18 protein-coding genes are annotated in these 22,601 nt (G+C 66.4%); 1 reads left to right on the top strand and 17 read right to left on the bottom strand.

Translation table 11 applies throughout. The features are described 5' to 3' along the window. Positions 1-54 precede the first annotated feature (54 nt). The 15 genes from ACVK00_RS29370 to ACVK00_RS29300 all read right to left on the bottom strand — a co-directional run bounded on the left by ACVK00_RS29370 (position 55) and on the right by ACVK00_RS29300 (position 19,740). Positions 55-780 carry an amino acid ABC transporter permease gene (locus ACVK00_RS29370; RefSeq protein ID WP_011656806.1) on the bottom strand — a complete coding sequence of 242 codons (726 nt, stop codon included), beginning with the start codon at positions 778-780 and terminating at the stop codon, positions 55-57. Between the two features lie 2 nt (positions 781-782). Continuing rightward, complete coding sequence (locus tag ACVK00_RS29365) at positions 783-1,505, bottom strand: amino acid ABC transporter permease (RefSeq protein ID WP_284891568.1); 723 nt, start codon at positions 1,503-1,505, stop codon at positions 783-785. Positions 1,506-1,641: 136 nt separating this feature from the next. Further along, on the bottom strand, positions 1,642-2,457 hold the full coding sequence (locus ACVK00_RS29360; RefSeq protein ID WP_166724628.1) for an ABC transporter substrate-binding protein: 816 nt from the start codon (positions 2,455-2,457) through the stop codon (positions 1,642-1,644). A gap of 195 nt (positions 2,458-2,652) precedes the next feature. Continuing rightward, positions 2,653-4,575 (bottom strand): rhomboid family intramembrane serine protease, encoded by a 1,923-nt coding sequence (locus ACVK00_RS29355; protein WP_354122966.1) that lies wholly within the window; start codon positions 4,573-4,575, stop codon positions 2,653-2,655. 172 nt (positions 4,576-4,747) lie between these two features. Further along, positions 4,748-4,900 carry a hypothetical protein gene (locus ACVK00_RS29350; RefSeq protein WP_284891572.1) on the bottom strand — a complete coding sequence of 51 codons (153 nt, stop codon included), beginning with the start codon at positions 4,898-4,900 and terminating at the stop codon, positions 4,748-4,750. A 34-nt stretch (positions 4,901-4,934) separates the two neighbouring features. Next, the gene (locus ACVK00_RS29345; protein ID WP_228907553.1) at positions 4,935-6,239 is read right to left on the bottom strand and encodes an MFS family transporter; all 1,305 of its coding nucleotides are present in this window, start codon (positions 6,237-6,239) and stop codon (positions 4,935-4,937) included. A 230-nt stretch (positions 6,240-6,469) separates the two neighbouring features. Then, positions 6,470-8,149: a SpoVR family protein gene (locus ACVK00_RS29340; protein WP_228907552.1), complete on the bottom strand. Its 1,680-nt coding sequence runs from the start codon at positions 8,147-8,149 to the stop codon at positions 6,470-6,472. After that, entirely contained in the window at positions 8,146-9,414 is a 1,269-nt protein-coding gene (locus tag ACVK00_RS29335; RefSeq protein ID WP_228907551.1) for a YeaH/YhbH family protein, read from the bottom strand. Before ACVK00_RS29335 ends, ACVK00_RS29340 begins: the two co-directional genes overlap by 4 nt. Positions 9,415-9,539: 125 nt before the next feature. Beyond that, positions 9,540-11,462: a PrkA family serine protein kinase gene (locus ACVK00_RS29330; protein ID WP_006754311.1), complete on the bottom strand. Its 1,923-nt coding sequence runs from the start codon at positions 11,460-11,462 to the stop codon at positions 9,540-9,542. Positions 11,463-11,981: 519 nt separating this feature from the next. Next, a complete protein-coding gene (locus ACVK00_RS29325; RefSeq protein ID WP_284892791.1) occupies positions 11,982-13,742 on the bottom strand; it encodes a methyl-accepting chemotaxis protein in 1,761 nt (586 codons plus the stop codon). 278 nt (positions 13,743-14,020) lie between these two features. Continuing rightward, positions 14,021-14,950, bottom strand: coding sequence for a ribokinase (gene rbsK / locus ACVK00_RS29320; protein WP_284891575.1), 930 nt, complete (start codon positions 14,948-14,950; stop codon positions 14,021-14,023). After that, positions 14,947-15,978 (bottom strand): LacI family DNA-binding transcriptional regulator, encoded by a 1,032-nt coding sequence (locus ACVK00_RS29315; protein WP_105834349.1) that lies wholly within the window; start codon positions 15,976-15,978, stop codon positions 14,947-14,949. The genes rbsK and ACVK00_RS29315 overlap by 4 nt, the downstream gene beginning before the upstream one ends. Before the next feature lie 36 nt (positions 15,979-16,014). Then, positions 16,015-17,034 carry an ABC transporter permease gene (locus ACVK00_RS29310; protein WP_166725348.1) on the bottom strand — a complete coding sequence of 340 codons (1,020 nt, stop codon included), beginning with the start codon at positions 17,032-17,034 and terminating at the stop codon, positions 16,015-16,017. Beyond that, positions 17,034-18,644: a sugar ABC transporter ATP-binding protein gene (locus ACVK00_RS29305; RefSeq protein ID WP_354122965.1), complete on the bottom strand. Its 1,611-nt coding sequence runs from the start codon at positions 18,642-18,644 to the stop codon at positions 17,034-17,036. Before ACVK00_RS29305 ends, ACVK00_RS29310 begins: the two co-directional genes overlap by 1 nt. 145 nt (positions 18,645-18,789) lie before the next feature. Continuing rightward, complete coding sequence (locus ACVK00_RS29300; protein ID WP_105788973.1) at positions 18,790-19,740, bottom strand: sugar ABC transporter substrate-binding protein; 951 nt, start codon at positions 19,738-19,740, stop codon at positions 18,790-18,792. Positions 19,741-19,948: 208 nt separating this feature from the next. Between ACVK00_RS29300 and ACVK00_RS29295 the strand changes: the two genes are divergently transcribed. Then, positions 19,949-20,284: a hypothetical protein gene (locus ACVK00_RS29295; RefSeq protein WP_284891578.1), complete on the top strand. Its 336-nt coding sequence runs from the start codon at positions 19,949-19,951 to the stop codon at positions 20,282-20,284. A 246-nt stretch (positions 20,285-20,530) separates the two neighbouring features. On the opposite strand, the gene ACVK00_RS29290 is transcribed toward ACVK00_RS29295, so the two are convergent. Both ACVK00_RS29290 and ACVK00_RS29285 read right to left on the bottom strand, forming a co-directional pair. Beyond that, on the bottom strand, positions 20,531-21,457 hold the full coding sequence (locus tag ACVK00_RS29290) for a CysB family HTH-type transcriptional regulator (RefSeq protein WP_006755334.1): 927 nt from the start codon (positions 21,455-21,457) through the stop codon (positions 20,531-20,533). A gap of 80 nt (positions 21,458-21,537) precedes the next feature. Beyond that, complete coding sequence (locus ACVK00_RS29285; protein ID WP_228907547.1) at positions 21,538-22,596, bottom strand: sulfate/molybdate ABC transporter ATP-binding protein; 1,059 nt, start codon at positions 22,594-22,596, stop codon at positions 21,538-21,540. Positions 22,597-22,601 lie beyond the last annotated feature (5 nt).

The following is a 22,601-nucleotide window of genomic DNA, read 5'->3' as shown; positions in this document are numbered from 1 at the left end:
CGAAGCACACCGCCACGCCCGTCGCCGCGCGCGCAGCAGCGACGCGGCCCGCCGTCACCGCACGGGTTCCGTGCGTTCGGCCGCGGCCTGCGCGATGCGCGCCGCACGCGGGCGACGTGACAGCAGCCAGCGTGCCGCGCCGTCGAGCGACGTGCACAGCACCAGGTAAAGCGCCGCGACGAACAGGAAGATCGGCGCCGGGTACACCATCAGCCGGTTGTTCACCTGCGTCGCGACGAACGACAGTTCCGGCACACCCACGATATATGCGAGCGACGTGTCCTTCACGAGCGCGACCCACTGGTTGACGAACGACGGCGTCATGATCCGGATCGCCTGCGGCAGCAGCACATAGCGCACCGTCTGCCAGCGCGTGAGCCCGAGCGACAGCCCGGCCTGCCATTGCCCGTCGCCGGCCGCGACGATGCCCGCATGCACCGCATGCGCGAGATACGCGCCACCGATCAGCGCCAGCGCACACACGACCGTCGCGAGCCCCGGCACATCCACGTGCAGCAGCATCGGCAGCAGGAAGTACGTCCAGAAGATCAGCATCAGCACCGGAATCGCGCGAAAGAAGCCGATGAACGCGAGCAGCAGCACGCGCAGCGGGCCGCGCGCGAGCGCCATCGCGACGCCGAGCGCCACCCCCAGCCCCGCCGACGCGACAGCCGACGCGATCGCCAGCACGAGCGACAGCGCGGCGCCGCCGAGCGGGCCGTCCGGGAACGCGCCGACGAGCAGGTACGGCAGGTTGTCGAGCAGCAGCGAGACATCCATCGTCAACGCCCCGCCGCGAGCCGGTCGCGCCATTGCGTGGCCGCGTAGGCGCCGGCCTCGATCGCGGCCACCGCGGCGACGTACAGCACGGTCGCGACACCGAACGCGGCAAAGGTCTTGAATGTCTCCGTCTCGACCTGCCGCGACGCATACGACAGCTCGGCGACGCCGATCGCCATCGCGAGCGACGAGTTCTTCACGAGATTCATGTATTGGCCGAACAGAGGCGGCAGCGCGATGCGCACGGCCTGCGGCAGCACCACGTAGCGCAGCGACTGCATCGGCGTGAGGCCGAGCGCCGCGGCCGCGTCGTGTTGCGCACGGCGCACGCCGCGCAGCCCGGCTTCGCATTCCTCGGCGACGAACGCGGCCGTATAGGCGCTCAAGCCGACCCAGCCGGCGACGAACTCGAACGACGGCCACGCGAGCGTGAGCGGGCCCGCGCTCAGTTCATGGCGCGTATTCAACCACGTGATCCACGTATCGGGCAGCAACGACGCGACGCCGAAGTACCAGAACAGCAATTGCACGAGCAGCGGCGTATTGCGGAACGCGACGACGTAGCCGGCCGCTACCGTGCGCACTGCCCTGCCGCGTGCATGCCGCATGACGGCGAGCAGCAGCCCGCCGACGGTCGCGGCGAGTGCCGACGCGGCCGCGAGGCCGAGCGTGAGCAGGAAGCCCTGCCAGAGCCAGGACAGATATTTGGGAGCCAAGCCGAGCATGCTGTTGTGTGCGGTCGCGACGCGCGCGATCGAAAAAGGCGAAAGGAGACGGAAGCAAGCGGAAGGCGCCGCGCCCCGCGCAGACCGGCACAGCCGGCGGCGGATCGCGGCGCAGGTGGCGCACCCGGCGCGCAATTCAGGTCCGGTCGCCGATCCGGAAGATGCGCGTGAGCGGCGTCTTCGTCGCCGGCCCGAACCACGCGTCGTAGATCTGTCCCGCGCGGCCGTTCGCCTCGAGCCCCTTCAGCGTGTCGTTCACGAAGCCGAGCAGGCGCGTCTCGCCCTTCGGCACGCCGACGCCCATGTAGTCGTTCGAGATCGTGAACGCCGGAATCTCGTAGTTCTGCTTGTCGGGCACGTTCGCGAGCAGGCCGATCAGCTTCGGTCCGTCCTGCGTGATCGCCTGCACGTTGCCGGCGCGCAGCGCGGCGAACGCGAACGGCGTGTCGTCGTACGCGACGATCGTCGCCTTCGGATACTTCTCGCGCAGCGTGATCTCGTTCGTCGTGCCCTTGTCCGCGCCGACGCGCAGGCTGTTCAACTGGTCGGCCGATTTCAGCACGCCCTTCTTCGCGAGAAACTGCTGGCCCGACGAGAAGTACGGGATGCTGAAGTCGACCTGCTTCGCGCGCTCGTCGGTAATCGTGAAGTTCGCGAGCACCAGGTCGACCTTGCCGGAGGTCAGGAACGGAATGCGGTTCGCGGGGTTGGTCGGCTGCAGTTGCAGCTTCACGCCGAGCTTGTCGGCCAGCGCCTTCGCATAGTCGACGTCGAGGCCGACGATGTGATTGCTCTTGCCGTCGACATAGCCGAACGGCGGATTGCTGTCGAAGGTCGCGACGCGCAGCACGCCGGCCTTCCTGATGTCGTCGAGCCGGTCCGCGTGCGCGACCGTGCCTGCCGTGACGAGTGCGGCCCCGACGAGCCACGTGGCGAGAGTGTGGATTTTCATGAGCACGACCTGATTTGTTATGAAGGCCGCCGCGGATCGCGCGGCGGCCCGGTTCGAGGAACGTCGCGACGTGGTGTGTCGTCGCGAAGCCGCTAACGTATCAGCGCGTGCGGCGATTCCGAACCAACAAATGGTGCTTTGCTCTGCGGGTTTCGTGATGACGCGCGCTCGCGCGGCACGCACCCGCACTCACGGTCATTCGCTACCGTCGTCGTCGGTGCCGGCCGCGGACGCTGCGCACAGGAACTCGCCGTCACCGCCGTCCTGCAGGTAATCGAGCGAACGGTCCATGCGCAGGAACGAGAGCGTGCCCGCTGCGCCGAGCGCGAACAACGTCTTGTGATCCGGCGCGAAGAGGACCTGCGACACGCCGCCCGCGACCGGAAACTCGCCCACGGTGCGGCGCGTGGCGGTCTTGATCACGCGCATCGGCTTGTCGTCATAGCCGGTCACGGCGATCAGCGAACCGTCGCCGCTGCCGTCGAAGCTGTGCATCGACTCCTGGCAGACCGGATAACTGTCGCGTACGGCAAGGCTCGACGCATCTCGCCACTGAACCGACGACTTGTTGTAGATCCAGATGCCCGCGCCCTTCTCGCCAGGCTGTGCCTGGATGAAATCCGAATCGACCGGATAGGTCTCTACCGGCGCGTTCGTCGCCGTATCAAACGCGACGATCGCGCCCTTCTGCATTGCATACGCATACAGCCGCCGACCGTCGGGCGACAGCCACATCGACAGCGCACGGCCAAACTCCACGCCCGATGCATCGTGATCGCCGAGCCGCAGCGTCGCGATGACCTGCGGCCAGTGCGCGAGACTGACGACGGAAATCGTGTCGTCGACGCTGTTCAGCACGTACAGCCTGTCGTTGGACGCGGACGCGACGATCGCGCGCGGGAACCGTCCGAGCGTCACGCCATCGACGATCGCACCGCTGTTCAGGTCGATGCGCGCGAGGCCGCTCTCGCGCATCGACGCAACATACGCGTAGCGCTCGTCGGGGCTCACGTACACGCCGCTCGCGCCGCGGCCGCGGCACATGTTACCTGGGCAGCCGTCGAGTCCCGTCGCGAACGGCTCGCCTGCGATCGTGCGCACGACCGCCTGCCGCTCGACGTCGACGACGACGAGCGTGTTCCGGTCGTTGTCGGTCACGTACAGGCGTTTGCCTGATGCGCCCAGCACCATCGCGTACGGCCACTTGCCGACGGGTACGACGGTGCCTGACGCCTGCTCGGCCGACACGGGCGTCGGACGATGTTGCTCGTCGTCGCGGATCTGCTCGGCAATCGCGGCCGCCTGCTGTTGCGCCTTGCGCTTCGCGGCGTCGCGCTCGATGTCGCGGTGGGTCGCGTCACGCCAGCCTTGCAGTTCCTCACTGCCCGCCCGCTGCGCCGCGAACAACATCGCCGCGCTGCCGAGCACCGCGAGCACGAGCGGCACGGCGACGCGCATCGAGCGGCCGGCCCCGTACATCAGCCAGCCGGCGATGAATCCGACGACTACGCCGCCGAGATGCGCGGCCTGATCGATGCCGGAGATGAGGAAGCCCGACACCAGGTTGATCGCGATCACTTGCCCGAGCGCGCCGAGGTTGATGGCGACCGGCGCATCGCGTCCGCTGTCGCGTCGGTGTCGCAGCACGAATGCGGCGGCCGCGCCCGCCAGTCCCATCAGCGCGCCAGACGCACCGACACTCACGACCGGCCGGATCCCGCTGGACGCCAGCGCGACGCCGAACGCAAAGGTGGTGCTGCCGACTTCGTGATAGCCATGCCAGAGCGCGCTCAGCAGCGAGCCGCCGAGCGCGGACAAAAGGTACGCGACGCCGAACCGGAGCGTGCCACCTGCGCGTTCGAGCACGGTGCCGAGCACGACCAGCATGTACATGTTCAGCGCGAGATGTGTCCAGCTGCCGTGCAGGAATGCGCTGGTCAGCAGCCGCCACGGCTGCCCGGTGAGCGTGTACGGCGCGAAGTTCGCGCCCCAGTCGAGCAGCAGCGCGTTCGATAGCGAACCGTACGACGCCTGTCGCCACATCAGCACGAATATCACGGTATTGACGACGGCCAGCAGAATCGTCAGCCACGGCCTGGAAGGGTGTTGTTCTCTCATCGGGATCTTGGTATGGGTTATCGCGCGTGAGCCGCGCGAGCGCCATTATATTTCGCGTCCCGCAAGCAACGAGTGTGTGACGAGGCCGGTCGGCGAACCGGGAATAAAAAAACGCCCGCTGCACGCAGCGGGCGCGAATCCCAGTCAAGGAGGTGTCACACGAACTACGGGTTCAGAATAAAAGCATCGCCGGCGGCGGACAACCAAGCGATTGCAATATCGATATCGCGCGGCGCGCGATGAGCATGCACGCGGCGATGCGAACGCGCAGCCCATGAAAAAACAGCGCGCCGCCTGCATGGCGGAGCGCCGTTCGTTGTTTCATGCCGCTCGAAGCGGCAGCCGGGTTGCCCCGTCGATCACGGCTCGTGACGCAGATACCCTTCCTTGCTCGGGTCGCGCATCCGCCACGACACGATCAGCGACACCGCGCACAGCGCCGTCACGTACCAGTAGAAGGTTTCCTCGCTGCCGATCGACTTGAACCACAGCGCGACGTACTCGGCGGAGCCGCCGAAGATCGCGTTCGCGACCGCATACGACAGGCCGACGCCCATCGCGCGCACTTCGGGCGGGAACATCTCGGCCTTGATGAGGCCGCTGATCGACGTGTAGAAGCTGACGATCGCCAGCGCGATCGTGATCAGCACGAACGCGGCCGTCGGGCTCGTCACGGTCTTCAGCGTGTGCATCAGCGGCACCGTGCCGATCACCGCGAACGTGCCGAACAGGATCATCGACGTGCGGCGGCCGATCTTGTCGGACAGCGCGCCGAACACCGGCTGTATCAGCATGTAGACGAGCAGCGCGACGGTCATCACGTTGCTGGCCGTCTTCGCATGCATGCCGGCCGTGTTCACCAGGTACTTCTGCATGTACGTCGTGAACGTGTAGAAGATCAGCGAGCCGCCGGCCGTGAAGCCGACCACCGTGAAGAATGCGCCCTTGTGCTGCCACACGCCGCGAATCGTGCCCGCATCCTTCTTGTCGCGCGATGCGCTCGTCGATGTCTCGTCGAGCGATTTGCGCAGGTACAGCGAGATCAGCGCGGCCGCCGCACCGCAGACGAACGGAATGCGCCAGCCCCACGCCTTCAGTTCGTCAGTCGACAGCGCCTGCTGCAGGATCACGAGCACGAGCAGCGCGCACAGCTGGCCGCCGATCAGCGTCACGTACTGGAACGACGCGAAGAAGCCACGCCGCCCCTTCAGCGCGACCTCGCTCATGTAGGTCGCGCTCGTGCCGTATTCGCCGCCCACCGACAGCCCCTGGAACAGGCGCGCGACCAGCAGCAGCGCCGGCGCGAGCGCACCGATCTGCGCATAGGTCGGCAGGACCGCGATCACGAGCGAGCCGCCGCACATCATCAGCACCGAGATCATCATCGCCGCGCGGCGGCCGTGACGGTCGGCGATGCGGCCGAACAGCCAGCCGCCGATCGGACGCATCAGGAAGCCGGCCGCGAACACGCCGGCCGTGTTCAGCAACTGCGTCGTCGTGTTGCCGCTCGGGAAGAACGCCGGTGCGAAGTACAGCGCGCAGAACGAGTAGATGTAGAAGTCGAACCACTCGACGAGGTTGCCCGATGAGGCGCCGACGATGGCGAACACGCGCCGCCGGGTGTCATGCGCGGACAGCGCAGCTTGGTCGGTCTGGACGTCCATGGGTTGGTCTGTTCCTTTTAGTGCTTTCTAGGCGAGACGACCAGGGGCCGCCGCGTGCGGTCGACGTGGCACCGGTTCCGGTGCACGGCGCTACGGGATTTTAGCGAAATGTAAAGTAACAGGCTTTCCGGGTTCGTCCGGATGTAGAAAAATTTTCTCGCGCCACCTGTTCGTCATATGAAAACGCCAGCCGTCAGGCTGGCGTCCGATGCAAGCTCTTCCCGCGCGATTCAGATACGCACCTCGGGCGGCACGTAGCGGCACTCGTAGCGCTTGCGCACGGTACCGGCCTCGTCGACGCTTTCCAGGAACACGTCGAACTGCCAGAGTCGCGCCATGTGCTTGAGCACTTCTTCGCTGTCGTTCGACAGATGGCGGTTGTCGGTCATGAAGTGGCGCAGCGTGAGGCTGCGGTCGCCGCGCGTGTTCACGGCCCAGACCTGGATGTTCGGCTCGCGATGATGGATGTCGTACTGCCGCGACAGCGCCTGCCGCACGTATTGATAACCGGCCTCGTCGTGGATCGCCGACACCTCGAGCGAATCGCGCATGTCGTCGTCGAGCACCGAGAACAGCCGCATCTCGCGGATCAGGTTCGGCGACAGGTACTGCGCGATGAAGCTCTCGTCCTTGAAGTTGCGCATCGCGTAGTGCATCGCCGGCAGCCACGGGGTGCCCGCGATCTCCGGAAACCACTTGTAGTCCTCTTCCGTCGGCGCTTCGCAGATCCGGCGGATGTCGCTCATCATCGAGAAACCGAGCGCATACGGGTTGATCCCGTTGTAGTACGGCTTCGTCACGGGCGGCTGGTAGACCACGTTGCTGTGCGAATGCAGGAACTCCATCATGAAGCCGTCTTCCAGCTTGCCCTGGTTGTACAGCGTGTTCAGCAGCGTGTAGTGCCAGAACGTCGCCCAACCCTCGTTCATCACCTGCGTCTGCCGCTGCGGATAGAAGTACTGGCCGATCTTGCGCACGATGCGGATCACTTCCCGCTCCCACGGCTCGAGCAGCGGCGCGTTCTTCTCCGCGAAATACAGCAGGTTCTCCTGCGGCTCCGGCGGATAGCGATCCTCCTGCTCCTCCATCTGCTCGGGCTTCTTGCCCGGCAGCGTGCGCCACAGCTCGTTGACCTGCGACTGCAGATACGCCTCGCGCTCGCGCCGCAGCGCGGCCTCCTTCGACAGCGACGGTTTCTGCGGCCGCTTGTAGCGGTCGACGCCATAGTTCATCAGCGCATGGCACGAATCGAGCAGTTCCTCGACGCGATCGAGGCCGTAGCGCTCCTCGCATTCGGCGACGTAGTTCTTCGCGTACACGAGATAGTCGATGATCGCGTGCGCGTCGGTCCACAGCCGGAACAGGTAGTTGCCCTTGAAGAAGGAGTTGTGCCCGTACGCCGCGTGCGCGATGACGAGCGCCTGCATCGTCATCGTGTTCTCTTCCATCAGATACGCGATGCACGGGTTCGAGTTGATGACGATTTCGTACGCGAGGCCCATCTGGCCCCGGCGATAGCTCTTCTCGGTCGCGAGGAAGTGCTTGCCGAACGACCAGTGGCGATAGTTGACCGGCATCCCGACCGATGCGTACGCGTCCATCATCTGCTCGGCGCTGATCAGTTCGAGCTGGATCGGATAGATGTCGAGCTCGTATTGCTCGGCCACCTGCGAGATGTGCGTGTCGTATTCCTCGAGCAGTTCGAACGTCCAATCGGACGGGCACGGCAGCGGCTTGCGTTCGGCAACGTTCATACGCGCTTCCTTCTGCCCGGAGCCGGGCAAGTCGGCGGCCGGCGGCGCCGGTTCGACCCGGCCGCTTTGCTGCGATGCGGCAGGGCCGGCCGTGTCGTCGCCGGAAGGGCGCGGCGCATAGCCGCGCGACTCGTTGTGCAGATGGCGGGTCGTCATGACATTTCCACCTGCTTTTCGAACAATTCGCGAAACACCGGGTAAATGTCGGCAGCCGATTCGGCTTTCTTCATCGCGAGGTGCGGTTGCGACAGCGCCAGCTGCGCGTACTCCAGCCACAGGTTCTGCTCTTCCGGGGCCACCTGGATATACGCGAAATAGCGCGTCTTCGTGAGGATATCCTCTTCCAGGATTTTGCGACACTTCGGCGAATCGTCGGTCCAGTTGTCGCCGTCGGACGCCTGCGCGCCGTAGATGTTCCACTCGGTCGGCGAGTAGCGCTCGTTCATCACCTTGCGCATCAGCTCGAGCGCGCTGGACACGACGGTGCCGCCGCTTTCGGTCGAATGGAAGAAGGTGTCCTCGTCCACTTCCTCGGCGCGCGTGTGGTGACGGATGAACACGACCTCGATGCGCTCGTAGTTGCGCTTCAGGAACAGGTACAACAGGATGAAGAAGCGCTTCGCGAGATCCTTGCGTTGCTCGTCCATCGAACCCGACACGTCCATCAGGCAGAACATCACGGCCTGGCTCGACGGCTGCGGCTGCTTCACGCGATTGATGTAGCGCAGATCGAACGGATCGATGAACGGGATCCGCCAGATCCGCCCTTTCAGGTGATGGATCTCGGCCTCGAGCGTCGCGATTTCGGCGCGACGGTCTTCGGGGTCGATCTTCATCGCCTCGAGCTGGGCTTCGAGCTCGCGCAACTCGTTGACGAGCGGCGAGCCGAGCGCGATGCGCCGGCCGAGCGCGCTCCGCAGCGAGCGCACGACGTCGATGTTGTTCGGCGTGCCTTCCGCCGACCAGCCCGCGCGCACGTTCTTCCAGCTCGGCACCGTCAGCAGGTGCGTCTTTACGAGGCGCGGCAGTTCGAGATCGTCGAAGAAGTACTGCATGAATTCGTCGCGCGACAGCTCGAACACGAAGTCGTCCTGCCCTTCGCCCTCGTTGCTCGCCTGACTGCCGCCGCCGCCCGAGCCGCCCTGCGGACGCGGAATCTTGTCGCCGCGGACGTAGTCCTCGTTGCCCGGGTGCACGTATTCACGACGCCCGCCCGGCGCGTGCCGGAAATTCGGCTCCGCGATGTCCTTGCGCGGGATCGTGATGCTTTGCGTGCTCTGGATATCCTTGATGCTACGGTCGCGCACCGCGTCGGAGACGGCACGACGAATGTAGTTCTTGACGCGACGCAGAAAGCGTTCGCGGTTGGCGATGCTCTTGTTCTTGCCGGCCAGCCTGCGGTCGATGATTTGATGAAGCACTCCCGGTCTCCCGCTCGAAAGTCGATATGCCGGGACGCTCGCCGCACATGCCGTCTGCCGTCATGCGGGCGGCGCCTCTGAGGGCGCCCGTACGGACGAACCGCACGGGCGCGGTACCGCGCGCGTCATGACGACTTGCGCACGCGCAGATACCAGTCGCAAAGCAGCCTCACCTGCTTCGGCGTATAGCCCTTCGCGACCATCCGGTTCACAAAGTCCTCATGCTTGCGTTGCTCCTCCGCCGAGCCCTTCGCGTTGAACGAAATGACCGGCAACAGTTCCTCGGTATTCGAGAACATCTTCTTCTCGATCACGACGCGCAACTTCTCGTAGCTCGTCCACACGGGGTTCTTCCCGGCGTTCGCCGCCCGCGCGCGCAGCACGAAGTTCACGATCTCGTTGCGGTAATCCTTCGGATTGCTGATCCCGGCCGGCTTCTCGATCTTCTCCAGTTCCGCGTTCAGCGCGGCGCGGTCGAAGCTCTCGCCCGTGTCGTGATCGCGGAATTCCTGGTCCTGGATCCAGAAGTCCGCATAGGTGACGTAGCGGTCGAAGATGTTCTGCCCGTACTCCGAATACGATTCGAGGTAGGCCGTCTGGATCTCCTTGCCGATGAAGTCCGCGTAGCGCGACGCGAGCACGTCCTTCACGAAGGACAGGTACTTCTGCTCGGTTTCCGGCGGGAACTGCTCGCGTTCGATCTGCTGTTCGAGCACGTACATCAGGTGCACGGGGTTCGCCGCGACCTCGCTCGAATCGAAGTTGAACACGCGCGACAGGATCTTGAACGCGAAGCGTGTCGACACGCCCGTCATCCCTTCGTCCACGCCCGCGTAATCGCGATACTCCTGATACGACTTCGCCTTTGGATCGGTGTCCTTCAGGTTTTCGCCGTCATAGACCTGCATCTTCGAGAACAAGCTCGAGTTCTCCGGCTCGTGCAGGCGCGACAGCACCGAGAACTGCGACATCATCTTCAGCGTGCCCGGCGCGCATACGGCTTCGGCCAGCGACGAATTGCGGATCAGCTTCTCGTAGATCTTCGTCTCTTCCGACACGCGCAGGCAGTACGGCACCTTCACGACGAAGATCCGGTCGAGCAGTGCCTCGTTGTTGCGGTTGTTGCGGAACGCCTTCCACTCCGACTCGTTCGAGTGCGCGAGGATCACCCCGTCGAACGGAATCGCGCCGAATCCTTCGGTACCCTTGAAGTTGCCTTCCTGCGTCGCGGTGAGCAACGGGTGCAGCACCTTGATCGGCGCCTTGAACATTTCGACGAACTCGAGCAGCCCCTGGTTCGCGAGGCACAGGCCGCCCGAATAGCTGTACGCATCGGCATCGTCCTGCGCGTACTGCTCGAGCTTGCGGATGTCGACCTTGCCGACGAGCGACGAAATATCCTGATTGTTCTCGTCGCCCGGCTCCGTCTTCGCGATGCCGACCTGACGCAGGATCGACGGGTAACGGCGCACCACGCGGAACTGGCGGATGTCACCGTTGTATTCGTGCAGGCGCTTGACGGCCCACGGACTCAGGATGCTCTTCAGGTAGCGGCGAGGAATGCCGTATTGCTCCTCGAGGATCGGGCCGTCCTCGTCGTAATCGAACAGCCCGAGCGGCGATTCGTTGACGGGCGAGCCCTTCAGCGCATAGAACGGCACGCGCTCCATCAGTTGCTTCAGACGCTCGGCGATCGACGACTTGCCGCCGCCCACCGGGCCAAGCAGGTAGAGAATCTGCTTCTTCTCTTCAAGCCCTTGCGCAGCGTGGCGGAAATACGCGACCACCTGCTCGATCACCTCCTCCATTCCGTAGAACTCACGGAATGCGGGATAGACCTTGATCACCTTGTTCGCAAAGATCCGCGACAGGCGCGGTTCGTTGCGGGTGTCGACTTGTTCGGGTTCCCCGATTGCAGCCAGCATGCGTTCGCCTGCCGTGGCATACGCTGACGGATCGTTCTTGCAGAGCGCGAGGTACTCCTCCAGCGAGAGCTCTTCCTCTCGCGTTTTTTCGAAGCGGTTCGCGAAGCTGCTGTAAATATCCATGCTACCTCCCTCGCCTGAGTCTGAAGACGTGCTTGCCTTCGTATGACTGCGCAGAAGCAAGCGCGTTCGAATTCATCCTAAACCCTTTCTTATTTTTTTTCACGAACTCTTCGTATGAAGTGCGTCATTCTCCACAACACCGCTTGGACAACGCATTTTGACGCTTTACAATTGATCTCCCGAGCCGCAGAAACTGCATCCGCCACGTCTCGTCCAGCATCGGAACGTCTCACGCGTTGGACACCTCCGTCGTCGCTGCGCCCTTCACTCCCCCTTCATCACTAGACGTTCGAGCGCACGTTTACGACGACACGCCGCGCGCACCGTTACAAATTTTTTTCGCATCGTCCGGAGATACCCGTAGCGCGGATGCGCACATGCAACGCGCGGTGATATGCGAACGTTCATGTGCGCTGTCACATTCCATCGGTCGCCGAAACGACAACGCCCGCAAGTCGCGGGCGTCGTGTGCTGCCAAATGGGGATAGATGCGGGGGAAAGAGGCGCGGCGCGCCCGAATCAGAACGTCTCCCAGTCGTCCCCGCCGGCAGTCGCGGCGGCCGGCGCGGGCGCCGCGGACGCGCTCGCCGGCTTGCGCACCGGCGCCGCACGCTTGGGCGCTGCCTCGCGATCGTCGCGCGCCACGGCCGGTGCGGGGCTCACCGGCACGGCAGCCGGCGCGGGCATCGCGCGCGGCGCCTGACGTGCAGCGGGAGCGGCTGCCGGCCGCGCCGCTTCGTCGTCGATCCGGAATACCGACGCCGTGTCGCGCAGGCGCGCGGCCTGTTCGTCGAGCGACTGCGCGGCGGCCGCCGCTTCCTCGACGAGCGCGGCGTTCTGCTGCGTGACTTCGTCCATCTGCGCGACCGCGCGCGCGACCTGGTCGATACCGCCGCTCTGCTCCTCCGACGCCGCGGCAATTTCGCCCATGATGTCCGTCACGCGCTGCACGGCGGCGATCACGTCGCTCATCGTGCGCCCGGCCTCGTCGACCAGCGTCGACCCGGTGCGGATGCGGTCCACCGACGCGTCGATCAGCGCCTTGATCTCCTTGGCCGCGCTCGACGAACGCTGCGCGAGGCTGCGCACCTCGCCCGCGACGACCGCGAAGCCGCGCCCTTCCTCGCCGGCACGCGCAGCTTCGACGGCCGCGTTCAGCGCCAGGATGTTGGTCTGGAACGCGATTCCCTCGATGATCGCGATGATGTCCGCGATCTTCGCGGAGCTGTCGTTGATCTCGCCCATCGTGCCGACCACCTGGCCGACCACCGTATTGCCCTTGTTTGCAATCTCCGACGCGTTCGCGGCCAGCGAGCTTGCCTGTCGTGCATTGTCCGCGTTCTGTTTCACCGTGCCGGTCAGTTGCTCCATGCTCGACGCGGTTTCCTGCAGCGCCGCTGCCTGTTCTTCCGTGCGCGACGACAGGTCGATGTTGCCGGCGGCGATCTGCCGGGCCGCGGTCGCGATCGACTCGCTGCCGCCGCGCACGGTGCGCACCGTGTCGACAAAGCCGCGCTGCATCCGCGCGAGGCCGTCGAGGAGCTGGCCCATTTCGTCGCGCCGATGCACGACGATCGAGCGGCGCAGGTCACCCGCGGCCATCGCGTCGAAATGGGCGAGCGCGTCCGCGAGCGGGCGGCCGATCGCACGGCTGAGCGTCAGCCACGACAGCACCGCGGCGACCAGGCCGGCCGCCAGCACGACGATCGACAGCACGCGCAGCGTGTCGTACACCGATTCCGCGTGGTCGAAGCCCGCCTGCGCGTCGGTGAACTGGAAATTGCGCAGCGCTTCGCCCGCGACCGAAAGCTCGTTGTACAGCATCTGGAGCTGCTTGGCGCCCTCGCCGATCCGGTCGTGGTCGCCCGTCGCGATCGCGCTTCCGAACGCGTCGCAGCCGCGCTGCAACGCCTGCCGCTTCGCGGCGACGTCCTGCGCAAGTCGGTCTTCCTGCGCACCGCGCGGCAGCGCGAGGTACTTTTGCCACCACGCGTCGGACTGCGCGCGCATCGCGCGGCTGCGCTCCACCGCGGCGGCGGAGTCGGCCGAGCCGGCCAGCAGCGCGGCGCGATCGAGCGCCAGGCGCTCGCGCGCCGCGTACATTTCCGACACGGCCACGTCGACCGCGCTCGGCATCTGGTTCGTGAAGATTTCACGCGTCGCGTCGTTCGAGCGCGTCATCCCGTACACGCCGAGCACGCCGATCAACCCCAGCAGCACCGCGAGAAACGCCATCGTCAGACCGATGCGCGCACGTATCGTCAGGTTTCCGATCACCATCATTCTTCCTGTGTTGCGTCGTCATGAACGGGCCGGGCCCGTTTTTCGAAACAGTGTTTCGCCCCGATGCATTTACGACCGTTCGCCGCACAACTTGATGGTATTGACGTCAATTTTCTCCGCAATTGATCGGTTTATTACAGATAACTGAATAATAGGTGCGAAACACGCTGGCCCGTGCCGTGAAATGACGGAGCGAACGTCGGGTTCCGGCCGACCAGGAAGAGAGGGCCGGCCGCCTGCTGTCGCAGGCGCCGGCCACGATGCGCGCCCTGGCCCTATTCGGCCAGTTCGGCGAGGGTGGGAATCGACGGCTGCGCGCCCGCACGCGTGACCGACAGCGCCGCCGCGCGTTGCGCGAAGCGGATCGCGGTGTCGACGTCCTCGCCCGCGGCGAGCCGCGCGGCGAAACCGCCGATGAAGGTATCGCCGGCCGCGGTCGTGTCGATCGCCTGCACGACGGGCGCCGGATAGTGGCGCGCCGCGCCGTCGGCCGGCAGCGCCAGCACGCCGCGCGCGCCGAGCGTGATCAGCACGTTGCGCGCGCCGCCCGCCTGCAGCGTACGCGCCGCGACTTCCGCCTCGGCCGGGTTGCGCACCGGCAGTCCGGTCAGCGCGGCGGCCTCGACTTCGTTCGGGATCAGGTAATCGACCAGCGGCAGCCAGCCGTCCGGCAGCGGCGCGACAGCCGGCGCCGGATTGAGCACCACGATGCGGCCGAGCCGTCGTCCGGCCGACAGCGCCGCGAACACGGCGTCCGGCGGCGTCTCGAGCTGGCAGATCAGCACGTCGGTCGCGGCCAGCGCGGACTCGTGCCGCGCCACCGTCTCGGGCGTGACTTCGCCGTTGCCGCCCGCGACGATCACGATCGTGTTCTGGCTCGCGTCGTCGACGACGATCAGCGCGACACCGGTCGACGCCGCCGCGCTCGTCGCGAGCCGCGCGCAATCGATGCCTTCGGTCTCGAGGCCCGCCCGCAGCGCGGCGCCGTGCGCGTCCGCGCCGACACAGCCGATCATCGTGACCTGCGCGCCGAGCCGCGCGGCCGCGACGGCCTGGTTGCCGCCCTTGCCGCCCGCCGCCTGCGCGTACGCATGGCCGGCGAGCGTTTCGCCAGGCAGCGGCAGCCGTGGCGCCCGCACGACGAGATCCATGTTGAGGCTGCCGACCACCGTCACGCGGCCGGCGCCCGCGGTGCGCGCCGTCATGCGCGAGCGCCGGGCGTGGCCGGCTCGCGGTAGATCGCCGTCGATTCGCGCAGCACGAGGCGCGGCGACACGACGCGACGACGGCTCGGCGCGGCCGTCGAGCCACCGCCGATCCGCTCGATCAGCGTCTGCGCGGCCATTTCGCCGAGCGCGCGCACCGACTGGCCGACCGTCGACAGCGCCGGATACGTGTAGCGGGAAAATTCGATGTCGTCGAAACCGATGATCGAGCAGTCGTCCGGCACGCGCAACCCGCGCTCGGCCGCCGCGCGCAGCGCACCGACGCCCATCAGGTCGTTGCCCGCGAAAATCGCGCTCGGATGCACCGACTCGAACAGCCGCGACGCCGCGTGATAGCCGCCGAGGCACGAGAAATCGCTTTCCGCGATCGCGCCCGGCACGATGTCGATCCCGCGCTCGGCCATCGCGCGGATGAAGCCGTGCACGCGCATCGCGCTGACGGCCGTGTCGGTCGGCCCGGTGATGCAGCCGATCTTCGCGTGCCCGAGTTCGAGCAGGTGACGCGTCGCCAGGTACGCGCCGCGTTCGTGATCGATCTGCACGAGGTCGGCCGCGAGCCCCTCGATGTTGCGGTCGACGACGACGAGCGGCGCATGCGCGTGCGCGAGCGTCTGCGCGAGCACCGCGTCCTCGCCGGCCGATGCGACGATCAGCCCGTCGATGCGCTTTTCCTGCAGCACGCGCAAGTAGTTGCGCTGCTTCACGGGATCGTCGTCCGAGTTGCAGAAGAACACGCAATAGCCGTTGGCCGCGCACTGATCCTCGATGCCGCGCGCAAGCTCCGCGAAGTACGGATTCGTACTGTTCGGCACGACGAGTCCGATGGTCGCCGTCGAACGCGCCTTGAGCGAGCGCGCCACGGCCGACGGCACGTAATTCAGCTCACGGATTGCGCCCTCGACCTTCGCACGCACGTCCGCGGACACCGGCCGCGAATTGTTCACCACGTGCGAGACGGTCGTAAACGACACGCCCGCCATGGCCGCCACATCCTTGATCGTCGCCATTTCCCGTTTCTCTCTGGTCTGCTTTCTGTGTAGTTCTTACCGGGCGCGCGCGCGCCGGCTGCGATACGTATCGAGCACGACCGCCACCACGATCACCGCCCCGGTGATGATCCGTTTGGTCGGCTCGTTCGCGCCGATCTGCGCCAGGCCCGCGGCCAGCACGGAGATGATCAACACGCCGAAGAACGTGCTGATCACCGAGCCGCGCCCGCCCATCAGGCTCGTGCCGCCGATCACGACGGCCGCGATCACCTGCAGTTCGAGGCCCGCGCCCGCGTTCGGGTCGGCGGCCTCGAGCCGCGAGATCTGGAACAGCGACGCGAGCCCCGCGAGCGCGCCCATCAATGCGAATACGAGGATTTTATACGGCCGCGGGTTAACCCCGGCGAGCCGCACGGCCTCCTCGTTCGTGCCGATCCCGACGAGATAGCGCCCGAACACGGTACGCGTGAGCACGAACTGTGCCGCGATCATCACCGCGACCGCGATCAGGAACGCCGGCGAGATGCCGAGCGCGATCGGGTTCGACAGGAAATCGAACGCGTCGCCGATGTACGCCGTGCGCGAATTCGTCAGTTGGTAGGCGACGCCGCGCGCGGCCTCGAGCACGCCCAGCGACACGATGAACGACGGAATCCGCCAGCCCACCGTGATCGCGCCGGTCAGCGAGCCGGTCACGGTCGCGACCGCGATCCCGATCAGCGCGGCCGGCAGCGGCCCCCACTGCCATTTCAGCGCGGCCACGCTGACCATCGACGCGGCCAGCGCGAGCACCGAGCCGACCGACAGGTCGATGCCGGCGATGATCAGCACGAAGGTCATCCCGACCGACATCACGACGAGATCGGGGATCTGGTTCGCGATCGTACTGAACGTATCGTAGGTCAGGAAATGCGAGCTCAGCACCGAAAACAGCGCGATCATCGCGGCGAGCGCACCGGCGAGCCCGAGATAGTTCGACAGGCCGAGCCGCGTGCCGGACAGCGTGCGCGCGCGGCGCCCGGTCACGTCCTGCTGCGCGCCTGCGTCGCTCGGGGATACGGGAGGCTGGGTCATTACTGTCGTCCTGTCGTCGAAGTACCGGAAGCCGCGCGCGGCGCCGCTTGCGCATCCAGGTGGCGCGTGCCTTCCGGCAGCGCTTCGCGGCCGAAGCCGGCGAACGCCGCGGCCAGCAGCGCATCCTGGGTCCAGTTGCCGCGTTCGAACACGGCGGTCATGCGGCCGGCCGACATCACGCCGATCCGGTCGCAGATCAGCATCAGCTCGCGCAGGTCGCTCGAGACGACCACCAGCGCGCGGCCCTCGCGCGCAAGCGCGCCCATCAGCGTGTAGATCTCGAATTTGGCGCCGACGTCGATTCCGCGGGTCGGCTCGTCGAACAGCAGCACGCCCATGTCGCGCGCGAGCCAGCGGCCGATCACGACCTTCTGCTGGTTGCCGCCCGACAGCTCACCAACCGCCTGCGCGGCGCCGTGTGTGCGAATCCGCAACGCGTCGATCTGTTGCTCGGCCAGCGCCGTTTCGCGCGCCGTATCGACGATGCCGCCGCGCGCGAGCCGCTCGAGCTGGCCGAGCGACACGTTCGACGTGACCGACTGCGACAGCAGCAGCCCTTCGCCCTTGCGGTCCTCGGTGATCAGCGCGATGCCGTGCCGCACCGCATCGACGGGCGATCCGATGCGCGCCGGCTTCAGCGGATCACCCACCGCGATCATCCCGGCATCCGGCATATCCGCGCCGTAGATCAGCCGCAGCAATTCAGTGCGCCCCGCGCCGATCAGCCCCGAGATGCCGAAGATTTCGCCCGAGCGCACTTCGAGCGACACGTCCTGCACGGCCGTGCCGCGCGTCATGCCCGACACGGCGAGTCGCGGCGCGCCGATCCGGCGCGGGCCGAGATCGATGTGCTCGCCGATCTCGCGTCCGACCATCAGCGTGACGAGCCCGTCCGACGTCGTCGCGGCCATCTCGCCGACGTGCACGAGGCGGCCGTCGCGCAGCACCGCGACGCGCTCGGCGACGCGCGCGAGTTCCTCGAGCCGGTGCGAGATGTAGACGATCGCCACGCCGTGCGCCTTCAACCGGTCGATCTGCTCGAACAGCAGCTCAACCTCGCGCGCGGTCAGCATCGCGGTCGGCTCGTCGAGGATCAGCACGCGGCAGTCGCCGATCAGGTTGCGCGCGATCTCGACCATCTGCTGGTGGCCGATACCGAGCGCACCAACCGGCGTGTCGGGGTCGACCGCGTCGAGCCCGACACGCGCCATCGCCGCCTGCGCGTCGTCATGCAGCCGCGCGCGGTCGATGATGCCGAAGCGTCGCGGCAGACGGTTCAGAAACAGGTTTTCGGCGATCGTCAGCGTCGGCAGCAGGTTCAGCTCCTGCATCACCATGCGCACGCCGAGTGCCTCGGCCTGCGTGCGGCTCGCCGGCGCATAGGCCTGGCCGCCGAGCTGCATCGTGCCGGTCGTCGGGTCGACGAGCCCGCCGATGATCTTCGACAGTGTGCTCTTTCCTGCGCCGTTCTCACCCGTCAGCGCGAGCGCCTCGCCCGACGCGAGCGTCAGCGTGACGTCGGCGAGCACCGGTTCGGCGTAGGTCTTGCCCACGCCGGAAACGGACAGCACGGGAACGGCTGAACGGGAGGGTTGGAAGGTCGGTTCCATCGCGATCCTGATTGCGGCCGCGCGCACGCGACGCGCGGGTATGACGCTCACAAGTGCATGTGCATGCAGTGGCCGTGATCGCGCTCACTCCATATAACGGCCGCCGGCCCGGATTCTTGAGCGTGGCGGCCGCGTCGGGGCGGCGTTACTTCGTCACGAGATCCACCGGCGTCTCGACCACACCGGTCATGTCGGCCTGCTTGCGATGCTCGGCAATCGCCTTGAGCGCCGTGTCGATGCCGAACACGGCCTGCTTCGCCGCGTACTGGTCGGCGGTCGCGAGCACGCGGCCGTCCTTCAGCATCGGCTTGATCGCGTTGATGTTGTCGTAGCCGACCACGAACACCTTGCCCTGCTTGCCCGCCGCCCGCACGGCCGACACCGCGCCGATCGCCATGTTGTCGTTGCCGCACAGCAGCGCCCGCAGGTTCGGGTATTCGTTGAGCATCGCGGACGCAACCGCATTGCCCTTGTCGATCTCCCATTCGCCCGACTGCACCGACACGACCTTCATCCCGCCCGCCTTCATCGCATCCTGGAAGCCGGCCGTGCGCTGCTGCGCGTTGGTCGTCGTCGACACGCCTTCGAGGATGCCGACCTGGTCGCCCGCCTTCAGCCGCTTCGCGAGGTAGTCGCCGATCTTGCGCGCGCCCTTGCGGTTGTCGGGGCCGACGAACGGCACGTTGAGGTTCTTCGACTTCAGCACGTCCGGATCGAGCCGGTTGTCGATGTTCACGACGATGATGCCCGCGTCGACCGCCTTCTTCACGACCGGCACGAGCGCCTTCGAATCAGCCGGCGCGAGCACGATCGCGTCGACCTTCGACACGATCATCTGCTCGACGATGCGGATCTGGTTCGCGGTGTCGGTCTCGTCCTTGATGCCGTTCGTGATCAGGTCGAACTGGCTGGCGTTGTGCTTCTGGTATTCCTTCGCGCCGGTTTCCATCGTCAGGAAGAACTCGTTGGCGAGCGACTTCATCACGAGCGCGACCTTCGGCTTGCCCGGCGCTTGCGCATGGACGGCCGGTGCGGCGGCGACCGCGACGGCGGCAAGCGCGGCGGTCAGGAAGCGACGGCGAAAGAGGACATTCATACACATCTCCTGGCGACTGGCCCGCTGGGCCGGATTGTTGTTTGGTGTTGTTTTAATGCGAGCAAACGTTTGCGCCACACTACCCGGACACTGGCCATCGATGCTGCTTGTCGGTACCAAGGAATGGAAGCGGGGCAGACGGCCGACTGCCTGGCGCGCGCTGTCGTCGACGCGCCACCGCCGGCGGGACGCCGGCGGAGTGAAAGCTATGCTGTACCGTTTCGGTTCGACGCGCAACCCGTCTGATCAATATTTAAGGGTTTATTCGGAGCACGCGATTACGCGTGCCGATTGCGGCGCGTTACAGCGGGGGCCGCGGCGCCGCTTCGTCGCGATCGCGAAGGAAACCGCTTTCGGTTCAATGATCGGCCTTCGTCGAATCCGGCTTGACCATCGAATTCGCTTTGCGTTTTCCACGTGTGCACTGTTCCGATTTCATTCAGCGCGATGCGATGCGCTGGCCGCTGCAGGCCCGAGCCGCCAGCGGCAACGGCCCGCGCAGCAGCGCCGACGCGGTTTGCCGATCCGCGCTCCGGCGGATTAAATCATATCTTTGTGAAAGTGGCCCGCTCGAGAGGGTCGAGCAAGGCATTCGAATGTGCCGTCTTGTTGTTCTGTTTAATCGGCGCATATGTGACGGTCGCCGCTCGCGGCAAGCCGGATTGTCAGCGAAGACGTCCATCGCAGGTTCGATGCGTGGGCACACGATGCCATGACGACGCGAAACCGCCGTCATGACAGCCATCGCGCAGCACGTCCGGCGGGCGCTTGCCGCGCCATCGCCCCACCGTTAGACCGTTTCGCGCAGCTGCGCGGCGATTTCCGCTTCGTTCAGCTGCGGCGCGAACATCTCGATCAGCCGGTACGCATACGCGCGCAGGAACGCGCCCTTGCGCAGCCCGACCCGCGTCGTGCTCGCCTCGAACAGGTGCTGCGTGTCGAGCGCGACGAGCCCGGTGTCGCGCTGCGGATCGAAGGCCATCGCCGCGACGACGCCGATCCCCATTCCGAGCTCGACGTAGGTCTTGATCACGTCCGCGTCGATCGCGGTCAGCACGACGTCGGGCACCGCGCCGGCCTGCGTGAACGCCTGGTCGATGTGCGAGCGGCCCGTGAAGTCCTGGTCATACGTGATGATCGGATACTCGGCGATTTCGTCGAGCGTCAGGTTCTCGCGGCCGACGAGCGGATGCCCCTTCGGCACGACAACCGTGTGGTGCCACGAATAGCACGGGAACGTCACAATGTCCGGATAGCGGTCGAGCGCCTCGGTCGAGATACCGAGATCGGCTTCGCCGTTCAGGATCATCTGCGCGATCTGCTGCGGGCTGCCCTGGCGCAGCGCGAGATGCACCTTCGGGAACACGTCGGTGAACTGCCGGATCACCTTCGGCAGTGCGTAGCGCGCCTGCGTGTGCGTGGTCGCGACGACGAGGTGGCCGCTGTCCTGGTCCGCGAACTGGCGCGCGACGCGGCGCAGGTTCTCTGCGTCGAGCAGCATCCGCTCGATCAGCTGGTGCACGGCCTTGCCGGGCTCCGTGAGCCCCGTGAGCCGCTTGCCGCGCCGGATGAAGATGTCGACGCCCAGTTCGTCCTCGAGATCCTTGATCTGCTTCGACACGCCCGACTGCGACGTGTACAGCACGTTCGCGACTTCCGTCAGGTTCATGTTCTGACGCACGGCTTCGCGCACGAAACGCAATTGCTGAAAATTCATGGGTATGCCTCTTAGGCTGTCGTTGTTTGAATGTCACTCCGGAGCGGTATCCGCCCTCTTCTCTTTACCGGGTTCGGACGTCAGTGTGCGGGAAATACCCGGACCGCGCGCGGCACGGCCGTCGCGCCGTCGCCGACCTGCAGCGCGAGCGCACGCCACGCGTCGCGATCGAGTTCCGCTTCGAGCGCGCCGCCCGTGCGCGCCTCGAGTTCGACCCGCACCGAGCCGCCGAGCGGGATCACGCGGCGCACGTCCACCGCGATGCCGTCGCGATGACCGTCGCCGGCCGGCCACAGCTGCAGGTCGTGCGGCCGCACATACGCGTTCGCGGGGCCCGCGAAATCGGCATCGACCGCGATCGGCGCCGCCGCGCCCTCGGCGACGAAGCCACGGCCGGCGACCGTGCCCGGCAGGCGGTTCGCCGCGCCGAGGAATTCGTAGACGAACGCGCTTTGCGGATGATCATAGACGTCCTGCGGGCTGCCGACCTGCTCCACGTGCCCGCGGTTCAGCACGACGATCCGGTCGGCCACTTCCAGCGCCTCTTCCTGGTCGTGCGTGACGAAGATCGTCGAGATGTGCAGATCGTCGTGCAGGCGCCGCAGCCAGCCGCGCAGTTCCTTGCGCACCTTCGCGTCGAGCGCGCCGAACGGCTCGTCGAGCAGCAGCACCTTCGGCTCGACCGCGAGCGCGCGGGCGAGCGCGATCCGCTGGCGCTGGCCGCCCGACAGCTCGGACGGATAGCGCTGCGCGAGCCAGTCGAGCTGCACGAGCTTCAGCAGCTCGTGCACCTTCTCGCGGATCACGGCTTCCGACGGCCGCTCGCGGCGCGGCTTCACGCGCAGCCCGAACGCGACGTTCTCGAATACGGTCATGTGGCGAAACAGCGCGTAATGCTGGAACACGAAGCCGACCTGGCGATCGCGCGCGCCGACCGACGCGACGTCGAGCCCCTGCAGCACGACCTGGCCGGCGTCCGCGTGCTCGAGGCCCGCGATCACGCGCAGCAGCGTGGTCTTGCCGCAGCCGGACGGCCCGAGCAGCGCGACGAGCTCGCCCGCGGGGAAGTCGAGCGACACGTTGTCGAGGGCGGTGAAATCGCCGAAGCGCTTCTGAAGGTGACGGACAGTGATACCCATTCTGG

The organism is Burkholderia sp. PvR073, from assembly GCF_054055695.1.
The sequence above is the reverse complement of the archived record's forward strand: the minus strand, read 5'-3'. Positions and strand labels throughout refer to the sequence as shown.